Here is a 15,904-nt window from a genome sequence, read left to right as displayed (position 1 = left end):
TTTACATATTCCTCCGGTACTGCCCACCCACCTCGAGCAGCGCATTGGTGATCTGCCCCAACGAACAGACGCGCACCGCCTCCATCAACACCTCGAACACATTGAGGTTTTCGATCACGGCCTGCTCCAGGCGCTTGAGCGTCGAATCCACCGCGCAAGGCCTGCACATCGCGGTTCACCGTGAGGGCGCGCAGCCGCTTGTGCAAGACAGTCTCATCCTGCTGATGCCGGCGGCTGAGCGGCGAACGCTGGATTTTACTGGTGCAACGTTGGTGCAGGACCAACTGGAAGAGGCAGGCGCCTGGAGGCGGCTGACCCTGAAGCTCTAGCGAGGCAAGGACGAAGTCCTAGCCCGCATGGCTCTGGGCCTTGTAGACCAGCCAGGAGCCCGACTTCTGCTTGCGCAGGTAGAAGCGAACCGAACAATCAAAAAAATCCACGCTGACCTCCACCGGGTCAGGGTCTTGGTTGCCGGCCAGCCGGCGAAGGCGGTTGCCGTTGGTCTGGAACGGTGTAAACCCGGTCGGTTTGACGCAGCGGCGCAGGCGGGCTTTCCAGCCGGCGTCAGTGTCCACCCCTTCGATGTACGCGTGGGTCGCTGCGATGGCCTCCGCCGGCCTGTGTTCGCACTTGATCCAGAAGGCGAACAGAGCCGCGCCGGCGAAAGGCGCGGCGAGAATGGAAATCAGGATCTTTCGCATCAGGCTGAGTCGCTCATGTTCGCCTGCTCAGCCCTTGCCCAGCGGCGGCTTGCCGAACAGAGTCGATGCGTTGCTGATAGGCCCCAGCTCCGCGCTCGCCGCTTGCAGCGCCGGCGCCAGTTCATGCGTGCGCTCGCCGGTGAGGCGCGTGCGCGGCCCCGCGATGCTGATGACGCCGATGGCCGCCTTGCGGTGGAACACCGGCACGGCCATGGCCGACATGCCCGGTGCAAACACTTCGTCGATCATCGCGTAGCCGCGTACCCGCGCCGCGTGCAGGAAGCCGAGCAGCGCCTTGATGGTGGTGGGCGCCTTGGGCCCGTATTGCGCCGGTGTGCCGAAGCCCTGTTTGCTGACGAGTTCCAGCGCGCGCTCATCGCTCAGCGTCATCAGCCACGCATGCCCGGACGAGGTGCATGACAGGCGCACGTCCATGCCCATGTCCGGGTCGTAGCGCAAGCCCGACTGCCGCTGGCCCTGCGCCTTGGCCACAAAGGTGAGGCGGTCTTCGTCGACGATGGACAGGCGCACCAGCTCGCCTGATGTTTGCGCCAGCCGTTCCAGCAGCGGCTCAGCGATGTTGACGATGCCGGCGCTGCTAAGGAAGCCCAATCCCAGCGACACCACTTTGGTCGTGAGCACGTACTCGCCCTGCTTGCGGGCCTGGCGCACATAGCCCAGGCGCTGCAGGTCCGCCAGCACGCGGTGGCAAGCGCTCAGCGGTAGGTTCAGCTCCGTCGCGATCAGCGACAGCGGCGAGCCTTGCGGGTAGTGCGCAAGGTGCTCCAGCACGGTGAAGCCGCGGTCCAGGGCATTGCTCATATCGTCATATGAAAAAAGTTTCCAGTTTGGAAAGATTGTGGCACGACGGGGCAAGAATCGGTTCGCGTCCATGAAAGGTCTCCGTGAGGAATCCCATGCAATCGAAAGTGATTTACGTCCTGAACGGGCCCAACCTCAACCTGCTAGGCGTGCGTGAGCCGCATCTCTACGGCTCCACGACGCTGGCGCAGGTAGAACAACTATGCCGCCGTGTCGCGGACGAGCTGGGTTTTACGTGCGAGTTCCGCCAGACCAACCATGAGGGCATGATGGTCGACTGGGTGCAGGAAGCCCGCGAGAAGGCCGCCGCCCTTGTCATTAACCCGGCCGGGCTGTCGTTCCGTTCCATCCCGGTGCTGGACGCTCTCAAGACGCTGGACCAGCCGATTGCCGAAGTGCATGTCACCAACATCCACCGGCGCGATGCGCTGTACCAGAACTCGCTTGTGTCGCTGGTGGCCACGGGCGTCATCTGCGGCTTTGGCCCGTTCGGCTACGAGTTGGCGCTGCGGGCGCTCGCGCAGCGCCTGACCTTTGCATAGAGCCACGTAGAGCCCGATTGCCCCACCCGGAATTTCCACGCAATTTTCATTTCATCCAAATACATCAAAGGAGACAAGCCATGAACCATTCCATCCAACTTCCGATAGCCCGGCGTACGCTGCTTGGCGCGGGCGCCACCCTGGCCGCCACCGCCGCACTGCGGGCCTGGGCCCAGACTCCCGCCACCATTCGCTTCGCTGCCGTGTTCTCCGACAAAGACATTCGCGCCGAGATGATGAACCAGTTCGCCAAGGATGTCGCCGCCGACTTCAAGGTCGAAATGCACCTGAACTCCACGCTTTTCCGCCAAGGCACCGAGCTGGTCGCGCTGCAGCGCGACAACCTGGAGGTGGGCAACATCGCGCCGCAGGACATCTCAAAGCAGGTGCCGGCCTGGTCCATCCTGACCTCGGCCTACCTGTTCCGCGACGCCAACCACCTCAACACCTTTTTCGCCAGCGAGCAGGGTGCACAGATGAAGAAGATGGTGGAAGACCAGCTGAAGGTGAAAATCCTCGGCCCGACCTTTTTCGGCACGCGACACGTCGGCCTGAAGGGCAAGAAGAAGATCAACACGCCCGCCGACCTGGCCGGTGTGAAGCTGCGCATGCCTCCCGGCGACGCCTGGCAACTGCTGGGCCGCTCGCTCGGCGCCAACCCCACGCCCATGGCCTACGCGGAGACCTACACCGGCTTGCAAACCGGCGCCATCGACGGCCAGGACAATCCCTTGCCCAACGTGCAGAACATGAAGTTCAACGAAGTGCTGGGCCAGCTGGTGCTGACCTCGCACCTGGTGGGCTTTGACGTGCTCACCGTCAACCTCAAGACCTGGGCCGGCATGTCGCCGGCAAAGCAGCGCGCCTTCCAGGCCGCGGCCGACAAGGCCATCGCCTGGAGCACGGCCGAGCACCAGAAGCGCGAGGCCGAGCTGGCGGAGAGCTTCCGCAAGGGCGGGCTCGACGTCTACGTTCCCAACATCGCCGCCTTCCGCGAGTATGCGCAGAAGGTCTACCTGGCGTCCGACGAAGCCAAGGCCTGGCCTGCCGGCATGTTGGCGCAGATCAACGCCATGAAGTGACCCGCGGCCCATGCTGACCCGAGTGTTGAAAACGCTGCACCGCTTCGCCGAAGCGGTGGCCGCCGGCCTGCTGGCCGTGATCTTCGTCGCCTTCCTGGTGCAGATCGTCATGCGCTACCTGTTCAATTGGCCGGTGGGCTGGACCGCCGAGCTGTCGCTGGTGTGCTGGCTGTGGCTGGTGCTGTGGGGCGCGGCCTTTGTGCTGAAGGACGACGAGGAGATCCGCATCGACATGATCAGCTCGCGCGGGAGTTATCGCACGCGCCGGGTGGTCGGCGGTGTCGTGGCCATCGCCATCATCGTGCTGTTCGGCATGTCGCTGCCCGGCGCGTGGAGCTATGTCACCTTCATGAAGGTCGAGAAGAGTTCCTACCTCGGCGTCCGCATGGACGTCACCTATTCCATCTACATTGTCTTCGTCGTGGCGGTCATCCTCCGCGCGGTGCGCCAGCTGATACACGGGCCCGACAAAACCACTCGCGACATGCCGTCCTCAGCGTCCGCCCTATGAACCTCACAAGTCCCTTTTCGCTGGCGATCATCGCCATCGTCGGCCTGAGCCTGCTCGGCGCGCCCATCGGCCTGGCCATGATTGCCGGCTCTGTGCTCTACCTCTACATGAAAGGCATGGACGTGGGCGCCGCCGCCGAGCAACTGCTCAACGGCACCTATTCCAGCTTCCTGCTGCTGGCTATTCCGCTGTTCATCCTGGCTGCTACGTTCATGAGTACGGGCAGCGTGATGGACAGGTTGCTGCGCTTTTGTAACGCCATCGTCGGCCGCTTCCCGGGCGGCCTGGCGCAGGTCAACGTGCTGCAGAGCGTGGTCTTCGCCAGCATGTCGGGTTCGGCCCTGGCGGACGCCGCCGGCTCGGGCAAGGTCATGCAGGTGATGATGACGCGCGAGGGCAAGTACACGCCGGGCTTCGCCGCGGCGCTGAGCGCCGTGTCGTCGGTGATAGGGCCGATACTGCCGCCATCCATCCCCATGGTGCTGTATGCGCTGGTGTCAGGCACCTCCATCGGTTACCTGTTCATCGGCGGCGTGCTGCCCGGCCTGCTGCTGGGCGTGGTGCAAATGGTGCTGATCTGGTTCCAGGCCAAGCGGCGCGGTTTCCCGGTGGAAGAGAGGGTGCCGCTGTCCGAGATGCCGCGCATCACCAAGGAGGCCTTTCCCGCGCTGATGCTGCCGGTGATCCTGCTGGGTTGCCTGTACAGCGGCATCACCACGCCGACCGAGGCGGCGGGTGTCGCGGCCGCCTACGCGCTGCTGATCTCCGCCGGCCTGTACCGCAGCATGGGCTGGCCTGACATCTACGATTCGCTGCTGTCCAGCGCGAAGATGAGCATCTCCATCGGCATGCTGATCGCCGGCGCGCTGGTGTTCAACTACGTCATCACCTCGGAGAACATCCCCACCCACCTGAGCGGCATGCTCAAAGGCATGGAAATGACACCTCTCACCTTCCTGCTACTTGTCAATGTCATCCTGCTGTTGCTGGGGGCCTTTCTGGAAGGCTCGACCATCATTCTGATCATCCTGCCGGTGCTGCTGCCCACCGCGGTGGCACTGGGCATTGACCCGGTGCACTTCGGCGTCATGGCCGTGCTCAACATCATGATCGGGCTGGTAACGCCACCGTATGGGCTGCTGCTGTTCATGATGATGAAGATCGCCGACGTCTCCTTCTCCGAACTGATGGCGGAGGTCTGGCCCTACCTGCTCGTCATGCTCGGCGCATTGGCGCTGGTGACCTTCTGGCCGGGCATGGTGCTGTGGTTGCCGCGTATGGCGGGCTATACGGGGTGAGTCGGCGCCCAAATTGAGGCTTCAGCGCGGCTCAACACGTTTGGCCTCACGCCACGCCAGAGAAAACCAGGAACTTATCCACACCGTGAGCACCTTCTGCTCACAAAGAGTGTGAGTCCATATTCGATGGAAAACTCGGGTCAGACTTCAGTGCAATTCAACAGTGGCATCTATTGTCCGTCGCTTGTTTTCGACGATTCGGCTTCCTCAGAAACCGTTTTTGGGTAAAGCCGCCCTTAAGGTGTCTCTTCGACGACACGTTTGGGCAGAGCTTCCAAAATCTCGCTTGGCGCCACGTTTCCGCCGATCTCCCCCGTAAAGCCGATCTTTATATTAATAAGTACTCTTATTTTGTTTTTTAAGATGTGAAAGGATACAAGTAACAATCGGCAGAAGTTACAGTTTTCTTACTTCCGAGCCCCTAAGATCGCTCTCCATGCAGGGTTGCTACTCACTTTTGAGTGGAAATAGTTATTAAAAACAAGTACTTGGGAGTGGGAGCATTTTTAGCGCAGCTTCGTCAGACCGGTCGACTTCGTCGCTGGTGCTGCATCCAATCATCCGTTCGGGGTTTTCCCTGGACCGACTCGCTGTCGCGGTTGGCTTGTGGGCGCTTACCGCCGGTATTCATGCCCAACCCGACCCGCGCATTGACGTTCAGGAGCAGCGCCGCGCGCAGGAGCGGGAGAAGGTCTTGCGGGAACAGCTTGAAACCGCGCCCGATGTGCGCCTGCGCGCCGGGCCCGAACCCGGGCAAGCCCGGCTGCCTGTTTCAGAATCGCCATGTTTTGAGATCCGCACGATCACCCTGCGTGGCGAAGATGACGCTGCGCAACGCTTTGACTGGTTGCTTGCCGCCACCTCCGGCGCCGATGCCAGCGACTCACCTTTGGGACGCTGTCTGGGCGCGCAAAGCATTGCTTTGCTCATCAAGCGTGCGCAAAACGCTTTGACGGCCCGCGGCTTTGTCACCTCACGCATCCTGGCCGAGCCGCAAGACCTCAAAAGCGGCAGCCTCACGCTGACCGTGCTTCCGGGCAGCATTCGTGCCATACGTTTTGCCCAAGGGACCAAACCCGGCACCCGGCCGCACAGCACCGCACCGGCGGAGCCCGGTGCTGTTCTGAACCTGCGCGATGTCGAGCAGGCGCTGGAAAATCTCAAGCGCGTTCCAACCGCCGAGGCCGATATCCAGATCGAGCCAGCCGAGCTGCCGGGTCAGAGCGATCTGGTGGTCAGTTACAAGCAGGCCTTTCCACTGCGGCTTTCACTGTCGGCGGACGACAGCGGCGCCAAAAGCACCGGCAGGTACCAGGGCGGCCTGGCCCTATCCTGGGACAATCCTTTGAGCCTGAACGATCTGCTGTACCTGTCGTTCAACGGTGACCAGGGCGGCGGCGAGGAAGGCGAGCGCGGCACCTGGGGGCGCACGGTGCATTACTCGGTACCCGTGGGCTACTGGCTGCTTGGCGCCACCGCCAGCAAGAACCGCTATTGGCAATCTGTTGCCGGCTTGAACCAGAGTTATGTCTACCGCGGCACCAGCAGCAATGCCGAGCTCAAACTCTCGCGGCTGGTCTACCGGGACGCGGCGCGCAAGACCACGCTGTCCCTCGGCGCCTTCTACCGCAGTTCAAACAACTACATCGACGACACCGAAATTGAAGTTCAGCGACGCAGGGTCGGCGGCTGGCACGCCGCAATGAACCATCGCGAATTCATTGGCCAGTCCACGCTGGACACCACCCTCGCCTATAAGCGCGGCACTGGCGCCTTCAATTCTCTACCTGCGCCGGAAGAAGCGTTTGGTGAAGGCACATCGCGCTTCAGACTGGTTACGCTGGACGTCAACCTGAGCTTGCCGTTTAAAGCAGCAGGCCAAAAGCTCCGGTACAACGCCGGCGTCCGCGCTCAAGCCAACCGCAGCCCCTTGAGCCCGCAAGACCGCTTTGCCATAGGCGGGCGTTACACCGTGCGCGGCTTTGACGGTGAATCCAGCTTGATGGCCGAACGCGGCTGGTTGCTGCGCAACGATCTGGGCGTGGCATTGGGCAACAGCGGACAGGAACTGTATGCCGGCCTGGACCACGGCGAGGTCAGCGGCCCGTCGGCCGAGTTCCTGGCCGGCCGGCGCCTGACCGGTGTCGTGCTGGGTCTGCGCGGAAGCTACAAGGCCATGAGTTACGACGTCTTTATCGGTCGCCCGCTTGAGAAGCCCGAGGGTTTCGTCACAGCCAAGGCTACTGCTGGCATCAGCCTGAACTACAGCTTTTGATTTTGATTAAGTGATCTTTCAGAAGAACCGCACCACCATGAACAAGAACCTGTACCGCATCGTCTTCAACCACGCACGCGGCTTGCGCATGGCTGTACAGGAGACTGCCAGCAGCTGCGGCAAGGCCACGGGGTCCACGCAGTCGCCTGCGGTGCAGCGGCCCGCCTCGTTGAGCGGAGCAACTTGCTTCAACTTCAGGGCGCTCAGTGTCGCCGTGTTCTGCGCCCTGGGCGGCTTCTCGCAGTGGCTCCCGGTCGCGCAGGCCCAGGTGGCCGCAGACCCCAGCGCCCCCGGCAGCCAGCGCCCGACCATCCTCGTGGCCCCCAATGGTGTGCCGGTGCAGAACATCACCACGCCTTCGGCTGCCGGTGTGTCAATCAACCAATTGATTTTGTTCAACGTCGGGCCCAACGGCGTCATTCTTAACAACAGCCGCACCAACGTGCAGAGCCAACTGGGCGGCTGGGTACAGGGCAACCCGTGGCTGGCCACCGGCTCTGCCACCAAAATCGTCAACCAGATCAATTCCAGCCACCCCAGCTACATCAACGGCTATATCGAGGTGGCCGGCCAGCGCGCGGAAGTGATCATTGCCAACCCGTCGGGCATCAATGTCAATGGCGGCGGTTTCATCAACGCCAGCCGCGCTACGCTCACCACCGGAACGCCCATCATCAATGGCGGCAACCTCGAAGGTTATGTGGTCCAGAAAGGCCTGGTCAACATTAGCGGGGCCGGTCTGGACGCCAGCCGGACGGACTTCACCGGCATCATCGCGCGCGCGGTTGAGGTCAACGCCGGCATCTGGGCCAACGAGCTCAAGGTCACCACTGGCGCCAGTACGGTGGACGAGGTTCAGACCACCGCCACACCGATCGCAGGTAGCGGTGCTGCGCCTGCATTTGCACTGGACGTCGCGCTGCTGGGCGGCATGTATGCGGGCAAGATCACGCTGGTGGGCACCGAAGCAGGTGTGGGCGTGCGCAACGCCGGCAACATTGGTGCGACTGCCGGCAACGTAGTGGTAACAGTTGACGGCATACTACAAAACACGGGCCGTATCGCCGGCTCGGCTGCCACCCGACTGGACGCCAGTGGCGGCATCAGCAACACGGCCAGCGGCGCCATCTATTCCACCGGCGACACCAGCCTGAGCACGCGTGGCAACATCAGCAATGCTGGCCTGGTTGCGGCACAGGGCAACACTACCCTGGCAGCCACAGGCGCGGCCAGTGAAGTCAGCAGCACGGCGGGTTCGGTACTGGCAGCGGGCTTGCGGGAAGACGGTACCCTGGTTGCTGCTACCGGCGGCACCGGCGCGTTGAGCGTCAGCGCCACACAAACGATTGCGGCCCTCGGTCAAAACCTTTCTACGGGCGCGCAGAGCCTGAACGCCGGAAGCATCAATCTGGCGGACAGCCAGAACAGCGCAGACAGCCTGAACCTGGCAGCCGGTGCTGGCGGTATTGACGCCAGCTCGGCCGTCATGGCCGTCACCCAGGGCTTGACCATCAGCACCCCTGGCCTGCTGCGCACCGACGCAGCCAAGGTGTCTGCAGGTCAGCTTACTGTGGGCGCCAGTGCCCTCAGCAATGTCGCCGGCGAAATCGTGCAGAACGATGGCAACGGCACAGGTACCGCCAACTTCACCATCGCCGGTCAGTTGAACAACACGCTGGGCCTCATCTCTGCAACCGGCACCTTGAACATCAAAGACCCGAATGCAGGCAACGACCCTGCCGTCAACGCCCCCGGCAAGACACTGGCCATCACCAACACCGGCGGCACCCTGATCGCCGGCCAAGCGCTGGTCATTGATGCCGCCAGCCTGAGCAGCGACGGCAAGGTTTTAAGCCAGGGCAGCCTCAACACCAAGCTGCTGGGCAACCATACCCACACCGCCGCAGCGCAATTTCAGGCTACCGGCAATGCGTCGCTGGAGACCACAGGCACGCTGACCAACCAGGGGCAACTGCTCGCGGGCCAGGGGCTGACGCTGAAGGCCGCCAGCCTGGACAACCAGGCCGGTGCAGAAATCCGCGGAACCGCAGTCAAGCTCGTCGCCACCGATGCCAACACATTGACCAACCGCGGCCTGATTGATGGCGTGGAAACGGTGATTGAAACCGTAACCCTCAACAACCTGGGCACCGGCCGCATTTACGGCGACCACGTCGCCATTGGTGCAACCACGCTCAACAACATCGCCGAAGGCGGGGTTGCCCCGGTAATCGCTGCTAGAAACCGCCTCGACATAGGTGCCACCACCATCAACAACGCAGAGCACGCCCTGCTGTTCAGCGGCGGAGATATGGCCATAGGCGACAGCCTGGATGGCGCCAAGCAGGCAACAGGGCAAGCCACCACCCTCAATAACGGCAGTGCCACCATTGAAGCGCTGGGCAACCTGACGATCAACGCCGCCCAGATCAACAACACCAACAATCACTTCAGCACACAGGTGGTGCCGGTGTCCAGTTCGGTGATCACCGAGTTTCAGGGCAGCGGCTCCGGCACCCGTTTCCTGGCGGGCACCCCCGGATTGACGACTTACGACGACGAGTCACTGCACCTGGCCACGCCCGATGGCGGTCGCTATGAAGCCTGGTCGATGTACCAGTACAACCGAAGCATCTCGGAGACCGTGGTCGCAGCGTCGGACCCGGGGCAGATCCTCTCGGGAGGCAGCATGACGATCAACGCCGCCAACGTCTTCAACGACAAAAGCCGCATCATCGCCGGCGGCACATTGACTGGCAACATAGGCACGCTGACCAACACTGAGGTGGCCGGTCAGCGCGTCATCACCGACGCTGGAATGGTCTATCACTACTGGAGAAACCACCGAAGTGGCCGCGACGACACCGGCACCGCCTCCGCCGGCTACAACCCGGGGAGTGCCGTGCAAGGCATCAACCTGACCCCCACGGTCTACCTGCAAAACACCGCGCCCGCTGGAACAGGCACCAGCATCAATGCCCGCACACTGGTCTCGCTTGGGCAAGGCGCCAGCGTGGCCACCAACAATCCCAACACCGCCGTACCCAACAACAGCCTGTTTCGCATCAACCCCAACGCCGCGGGCAACTTCCTGATCGAGACCGACCCACGCTTTGCCAACTACCGCCTGTGGCTCAGCAGCGACTACATGCTGCAGCAACTGGGCCTGGATCCCACCCTTACCCAAAAGCGCCTGGGCGACGGCTTTTATGAACAAAAGCTCATCCGCGAGCAGGTGGCTGAACTCACAGGCCGGCGTTTCCTCGACGGCTACCAGAGCGACGAAGCCCAATACCAGGCGTTGATGAACAACAGTGTGACCTTTGCCCAGCAGTACAGCCTGCGCCCCGGCATTGCCCTGAGTGCCGCGCAGATGGCGCAACTGACCAGCGACATCGTCTGGCTGGTCGAACGAGAAGTCACCCTGGCCGATGGCACTAAAGTCAAAGCTCTGGTGCCCCAGCTGTATGTCAAGGTCAAAGACGGCGACCTCACCGGCGACGGCGCCCTGATCTCGGCCGGCGCCACCAACCTCAACCTGAGTGGCGATGTGCTGAACAGCGGCACCATCGCAGGCCGAACCGCTGTCGTCCTCAACGCCCAGAACGTACAAAATCTTGCCGGCCGCATCCGCGGCGCCAATGTGGCGGTAGCGGCCACCAACGACCTGAACAACATCGGCGGGCAAATCATCGCCGCAGATACGCTGACGGCAACGGCAGGGCGCGACCTCAATGTGGCCAGCACCACCAGCACCCAGACCGGCGGCACCGGCAACCGCACCAACATAGACCGCGTGGCCGGCCTGTACGTGACCAACCCCGGCGGCACCCTGGTTGCCAGCGCCGGGCGCGACATCAACCTCATCGCCGCCGAGCTGATCAACAACGCCCCCACCGCAGCCGGCCAGCCCGCAGGCAGCACCCTGATCGCCGCCGGGCGCGACCTCAACCTGGGCACAGTGACAGAGGCCAGCAACAACACCATCATCTGGAACTCCAACAACAACCGCAAGGACAGCCAGAGCGCCGAAGTGGGCACCGTCATTCAAGGCAATGGCAGCGTCAGGCTTGCCGCGGGGACAGACCTCAACGCCCGGGCTGCAACGGTGCAAGCAGGTGCGGCCCTGGTGGCCACCGCAGGCAATAACATTAATATCACGGCCGGGCAGAGCAGCCAGAGCGTGGACGAGAACCACCAGTACACCAGCAAGGGGCTCTTCTCCAAAAAGACCACCACGACGGGCCAGACGTTGGACCGCACCGATATGCAGGCCAGCAACTTCTCCGGTGGCAGCGTCACGATAGGCGCGGGCGTGGATGTGAACGTGCAAGCGAGCAACCTGAACGCAGCCAACGCCCTGACGATTGCAGCGGGCAGAGACGTCAACCTCACCGAGGGGCACAACACCCTGGCTGTGAGCCAGTTCAGCGAGACCCGAAAAAACTCCACCGGGCTGGGCAAGGTCGTTGGCGGAACACTCATGGCCACCGGTGCCGTGACGTTTGGCGCCGCCGTGCTTACCAAGAGCAGCAGCGAGCAACAAGCAAAAATGACCAGCAGCACAGCAGTGGGCAGTACGCTCAGCGCCGGCAGCATCGCCAGCAGCAGCGGGCGCGACACCACGCTGCGCGCCGCCACGCTGGTGGCCGATGGCGACATTGCCATCGCAGCTGCGCGAGACCTGAGCATCGTCAGCGCGCAAAACAATCAGACCTTTGAAACCGCGTCTTCCACAAAAAAATCCGGCATGGTCGGCACCATCCTTCAGCCGGCGCTGGGCACCCTCCAGAAAAGCCAGGACGAAACCGGCAAGAGCACCAGCCAGGTGGGCTCCACCGTCGCCAGCCTGGGCGGCAACGTCGATCTGCGCGCCGGGCAAACCTACACCCAAACCGCCAGCCAGGTTCTGGCCCTCGCCCAGCCCGGCACAGGCGGGGCTGGCAACGTCGGCAACATCGACATTGAGGCCAGGAACGTCCTGATCAAAGAGGCCTACAACACCGGCAGCTCTGTTGCCACCGAAAAAACCAGCCAGCAATCGATCGGCGGTAGCGTCTCCATCCCCATCGTGGATGCCATCAAAAGCCTGAATAGCGTCGCCAAGTCTTCCAGCCAGACAGAAGACCCCCGCATGAAAGCCCTGGCCGCAGCAACGATGGCCATGCAGGCAAAAGCCGCAGCAGACATGGCGACGGCAGCCGCAGCGGGCAACCTGGGTGGCTTCAAAGTTAGTGTCAGCATCTCCAGCACCAAAACCCAGAGCACCAGCGAGCAAAGCTACAGCCAGGCCCAGGGCAGCACCGTGGGCGCCGGCGGCAATGTCACCATCAACGCCAGCGGCCAGCCCAGCCAGGGCCAGGGCAACATCACCATCATCGGCAGCGACATCAGCGCAGGCCAAAACGTCGACATCAACGCCGAAGGCCAGCTGGACATACTTGCCGCCAAAAGCGCAAGCGCCCAGCACAGCACCAACAGCTCCCAGGGCACCAGCGTAGGCATAGGCTTTGCCGTGGGCGGTGCACAAAACGGCTTCACCCTGGAGCTGGCCGCCAGCAAAGCCCGCGGCAATGCCGATGGCAATGACACCGGCTACACCAACAGCCACATCACCGGCGGCAGCAGTGCCGGCGACACCGTCACCCTCAAAAGCGGGAGCGACACCATCCTCAAAGGCGCAGTGATTGCCGCTGACACCGTCAAAGCCGAGGTAGGCGGCAACCTGAACATCGAAAGCCTGCAGGACAGCGCCACCTTCGACGCCAAACAAAACAACTCCGGCTTTAGTTTGAGCCTGTGCATACCGCCCTTCTGCTACGGCACCAGCACAGGCAGCGTCAGCGCCGGCAAAAGCAAGATCGGCAGCGACTTCCAAAGCGTTGCCGAGCAAAGCGGCATCAAGGCAGGAGACGGAGGCTTCCAGGTCGACGTAGCAGGCAACACCGCCTTGAAAGGCAGCGTGATTGCCAGTACAGACTACGCCGTCGATACCGGCGCCAACAGCTTCACCACCGGTGGCGCCTTGAGCATCAGCGACATCCAGAACCAGGCCGCCTACAAAGGCAGCGCCTACAGCGTGACCGTGGGCAGCAGCGCCGGCACCAGCAGCGCCGGCATCGGCAAAGACAAGGCGGATGTCAGCAGCACCAGCAGCAGCGGTATCTCGGGCATTGCAGGTAATACCGCTGTCAGAAGTACCGATGCCGAGACGGGTATCAAACCCATCTTTGATGCGGCCAAAGTCCAAAACGAAATCAATGCGCAGGTGGCAATAACGCAGGCCTTCAGCAGGGAAGCGCCCAAGGCGGTGGCCGACTTTGCAGCCAAGCAGGGCAAAGACCTCAAAGAGCAAGCCAAAGCAGAGCAGGATGCAGGAAAGAAAGCCGCACTGCTGGCCGAAGCATCCAAGTGGGAAGAAGGTGGTATCTACCGCATTGCCCTGCACACGGCGGCAGGCGCGCTGAGCGGTGGCCTGAGCGGGGCGGCAGGCGCGGCAGCCAGCGCCAGCGCGGCCAACCTGATGAACGACTTCCAGGACGGCGTTCAGCAGGGCTTGCAGAACGCAGGTTTGAGTGAAGGGGCAGCGAAGACCATTGCGCAAGGGGTTGCTGGTTTGACAGCTGCGGGGGTGGGTGCGGCCTTCGGTAGTGCGCAGGGGGTCGCTACTGCTTTTACTGTGGATGCCAATAATCGGCAGTTGCATCCCAATGAGCGAAGCCTGATCGAAAAGTTGGCTAAAGATAAGGCGAAGCAGGAGTGTCGTGGCAACTCAGCATGCGAAATATCCAGTGCCGTCAAGTGGACTGATTTGATGGAGCGTGCGGCCGAAGGTCAAACCGATTCCCGCGAATACGACAAAAACCTTCACTACCTCACTGCGTTGGCTCAAACTGCAGCGCAGCCTGGCAGCGAAGGAGCTTTGGGAGGTGTTGAAAAATATCTGAACGACCTTAAAACAGCACAGCTTTTGCTTGCGCCCTACACAGGGCAGCCCATAAGCGTGAACGGCCAAATCATGACCGCAAACGGGGCGCAACAAACCTACTTCAGCGCAACGGCCGAGCAGCGTGCTAACCCTTACGCCAACACATTCTTGGGCCAGTTACCCAGCTCTATAGCTGCGGGCATGGATCAACGCGACCAGACGCGACTGGAGCAACTGATTGCGCTGAACGGCGCGGCGACACCCAGCTACCCTGTCGAAGAATTCGTACTCGGCGGGGCGATCGGTAGCCGCGCGCTAACCACGCTCGGTCGGGCTTTGGGTGAAGTAGATGTATTTCTAGCTGGCCGTGCGACCGCATCCAGTGGGGGTAACATCAGCACAAAACAAATCACAGAAGAAGCATTGCCCGTGCGCTTGAGCGCAGTGGAGCAAGCCACTCTGCGCCAGCTTGACAGCTTACCTAACACCAACGCACAAGGTCTATTGCGCGAGTACATTGCGGACAGCTACTTCGCTCGAAACGGCTTTACGCAGTTAGAAGGAAAGTGCGGCAGTGGCAATTGCTTTGACGGGGTATATGTCAAAGGCGACAAGGTCTACATCAATGAGGTTAAGCCGCTCAATGCGAATGGGTCGATTAAATTGAGTGGACCGTCGGGAAGTATGGATACGCAGATGACGGACGACTGGATTAAGAGCGCGATAGCAAGACTAGAAAACGGAACCGCTCAACAGAAGGTAGTCGCAGCCAAAATTCAAACTTCTTTCAACGATCAAACCTTGGTAAAGGTTGTTACCGGCGTCAATGCCAATGGCATGACCATCGTGAAGCTAAGGTGAAATTCCTCATGCCCAAAAATGCCAACGAAAATGCACAAAATCTTGCCGAGATCTCTAAAGAAAGAATGCCGGGGTTAATCAACAAAATCAGGTTTCGCATCAAACCGATCGACTTGCGCGCTTGTTATAGCTCGCTAAGTCACGATCATCTAAGAATTGGCATCTTCGATTACTTTGTGGAGGGCAATTTGCAAAGTTTCAAGCAGCATATGCATGTCGCTTGCAAGCTAGAGTTGGCTGCGATTGCCTTGGATAGCTATCAAAAATTTTCGATTGGCAAAGAAATCTACTATGCGCTCTTGTCCGACAATCCGAAAATCATCGATGCCATGGCAAGCCTGGAACCTCCGGACTTCATGAGGAATCGAAGCAATCCACTTAATTCACACTTCAAAGTACACATGTGGCAGCTAGCCATTTTGGGTGACTACGAAGCCTTGCAAGCCAAAGTAGAGAAACTTGTCAAGCATGGTCGCAAAATTGATCGGCAGTTCGCTACCGACGGCGGGGATTTCTTTTCGTTGTTGATGCGGCGCGATAAAAATGGGCTTGAAAACCTAATTTTGCGAGACGCAGTTAAGCAAACAGGTGATCCTTTGGTAGAGGACTTGATAGCTGAGATGAGCACCTACTGCGCCAAACTCTGCTGGCTCAAAGGAATTCCCGTGCAGATCGACTGCCCGCTCGTACCTATGGAACTCATGCCCAACCAGCCACTGGAGCACTACGACGATGTGTACGACTTTCTCCAGCCCGGGTGGATTCCGCCACCACAGGGGGTGATGGCAAAGATTTCACATTGGATTCATAAATAAACCAACCGACACTCAAGCGGAGCGCATCCTCTGCATGCAGTGAATACGAAGGAGAATAAAGCGGCGAAC

General features: G+C 61.1%; 11 protein-coding genes. 8 read left to right on the top strand and 3 right to left on the bottom strand.

Annotated features, from left to right (window positions below):
* Position 1: 1 nt before the first annotated feature.
* Entirely contained in the window at positions 2-151 is a 150-nt protein-coding gene (locus AC1DVV_RS14925) for a hypothetical protein (protein ID WP_457281664.1), read from the bottom strand.
* On the opposite strand from AC1DVV_RS14925, the gene AC1DVV_RS14920 reads away from it, so the two are divergent.
* On the top strand, positions 135-329 hold the full coding sequence (locus tag AC1DVV_RS14920) for a hypothetical protein (protein WP_457281287.1): 195 nt from the start codon (positions 135-137) through the stop codon (positions 327-329). The genes AC1DVV_RS14925 and AC1DVV_RS14920 overlap by 17 nt on opposite strands.
* Before the next feature lie 18 nt (positions 330-347).
* On the opposite strand, the gene AC1DVV_RS14915 is transcribed toward AC1DVV_RS14920, so the two are convergent.
* Complete coding sequence (locus tag AC1DVV_RS14915; RefSeq protein WP_457281286.1) at positions 348-701, bottom strand: hypothetical protein; 354 nt, start codon at positions 699-701, stop codon at positions 348-350.
* A 27-nt stretch (positions 702-728) separates the two neighbouring features.
* On the bottom strand, positions 729-1,523 hold the full coding sequence (locus tag AC1DVV_RS14910) for an IclR family transcriptional regulator (RefSeq protein WP_477666512.1): 795 nt from the start codon (positions 1,521-1,523) through the stop codon (positions 729-731).
* A 95-nt stretch (positions 1,524-1,618) separates the two neighbouring features.
* Here AC1DVV_RS14910 and AC1DVV_RS14905 point away from each other — a divergent pair, with 95 nt between their 5' ends.
* The 7 genes from AC1DVV_RS14905 to AC1DVV_RS14875 all read left to right on the top strand — a co-directional run bounded on the left by AC1DVV_RS14905 (position 1,619) and on the right by AC1DVV_RS14875 (position 15,835).
* Entirely contained in the window at positions 1,619-2,065 is a 447-nt protein-coding gene (locus tag AC1DVV_RS14905; protein WP_477666513.1) for a type II 3-dehydroquinate dehydratase, read from the top strand.
* 80 nt (positions 2,066-2,145) lie between these two features.
* Positions 2,146-3,147: a TRAP transporter substrate-binding protein DctP gene (gene dctP / locus AC1DVV_RS14900; RefSeq protein ID WP_477666514.1), complete on the top strand. Its 1,002-nt coding sequence runs from the start codon at positions 2,146-2,148 to the stop codon at positions 3,145-3,147.
* Positions 3,148-3,157: 10 nt separating this feature from the next.
* Positions 3,158-3,658: a TRAP transporter small permease gene (locus AC1DVV_RS14895; RefSeq protein WP_477666515.1), complete on the top strand. Its 501-nt coding sequence runs from the start codon at positions 3,158-3,160 to the stop codon at positions 3,656-3,658.
* A complete protein-coding gene (locus AC1DVV_RS14890; RefSeq protein WP_477666516.1) occupies positions 3,655-4,956 on the top strand; it encodes a TRAP transporter large permease in 1,302 nt (433 codons plus the stop codon). Before AC1DVV_RS14895 ends, AC1DVV_RS14890 begins: the two co-directional genes overlap by 4 nt.
* A gap of 604 nt (positions 4,957-5,560) precedes the next feature.
* Entirely contained in the window at positions 5,561-7,231 is a 1,671-nt protein-coding gene (locus tag AC1DVV_RS14885; protein ID WP_477707219.1) for a ShlB/FhaC/HecB family hemolysin secretion/activation protein, read from the top strand.
* A 37-nt stretch (positions 7,232-7,268) separates the two neighbouring features.
* Positions 7,269-15,020: a hemagglutinin repeat-containing protein gene (locus tag AC1DVV_RS14880; protein WP_477666517.1), complete on the top strand. Its 7,752-nt coding sequence runs from the start codon at positions 7,269-7,271 to the stop codon at positions 15,018-15,020.
* 8 nt (positions 15,021-15,028) lie between these two features.
* Entirely contained in the window at positions 15,029-15,835 is an 807-nt protein-coding gene (locus tag AC1DVV_RS14875) for an immunity 49 family protein (protein WP_477701672.1), read from the top strand.
* The last annotated feature ends 69 nt before the right edge of the window (positions 15,836-15,904 follow it).

Source organism: Polaromonas sp. P3_B4 (assembly GCF_056402835.1).
Note: the sequence above shows the minus strand (reverse complement) of the source record. Positions and strands in the feature narration are given on the sequence as shown.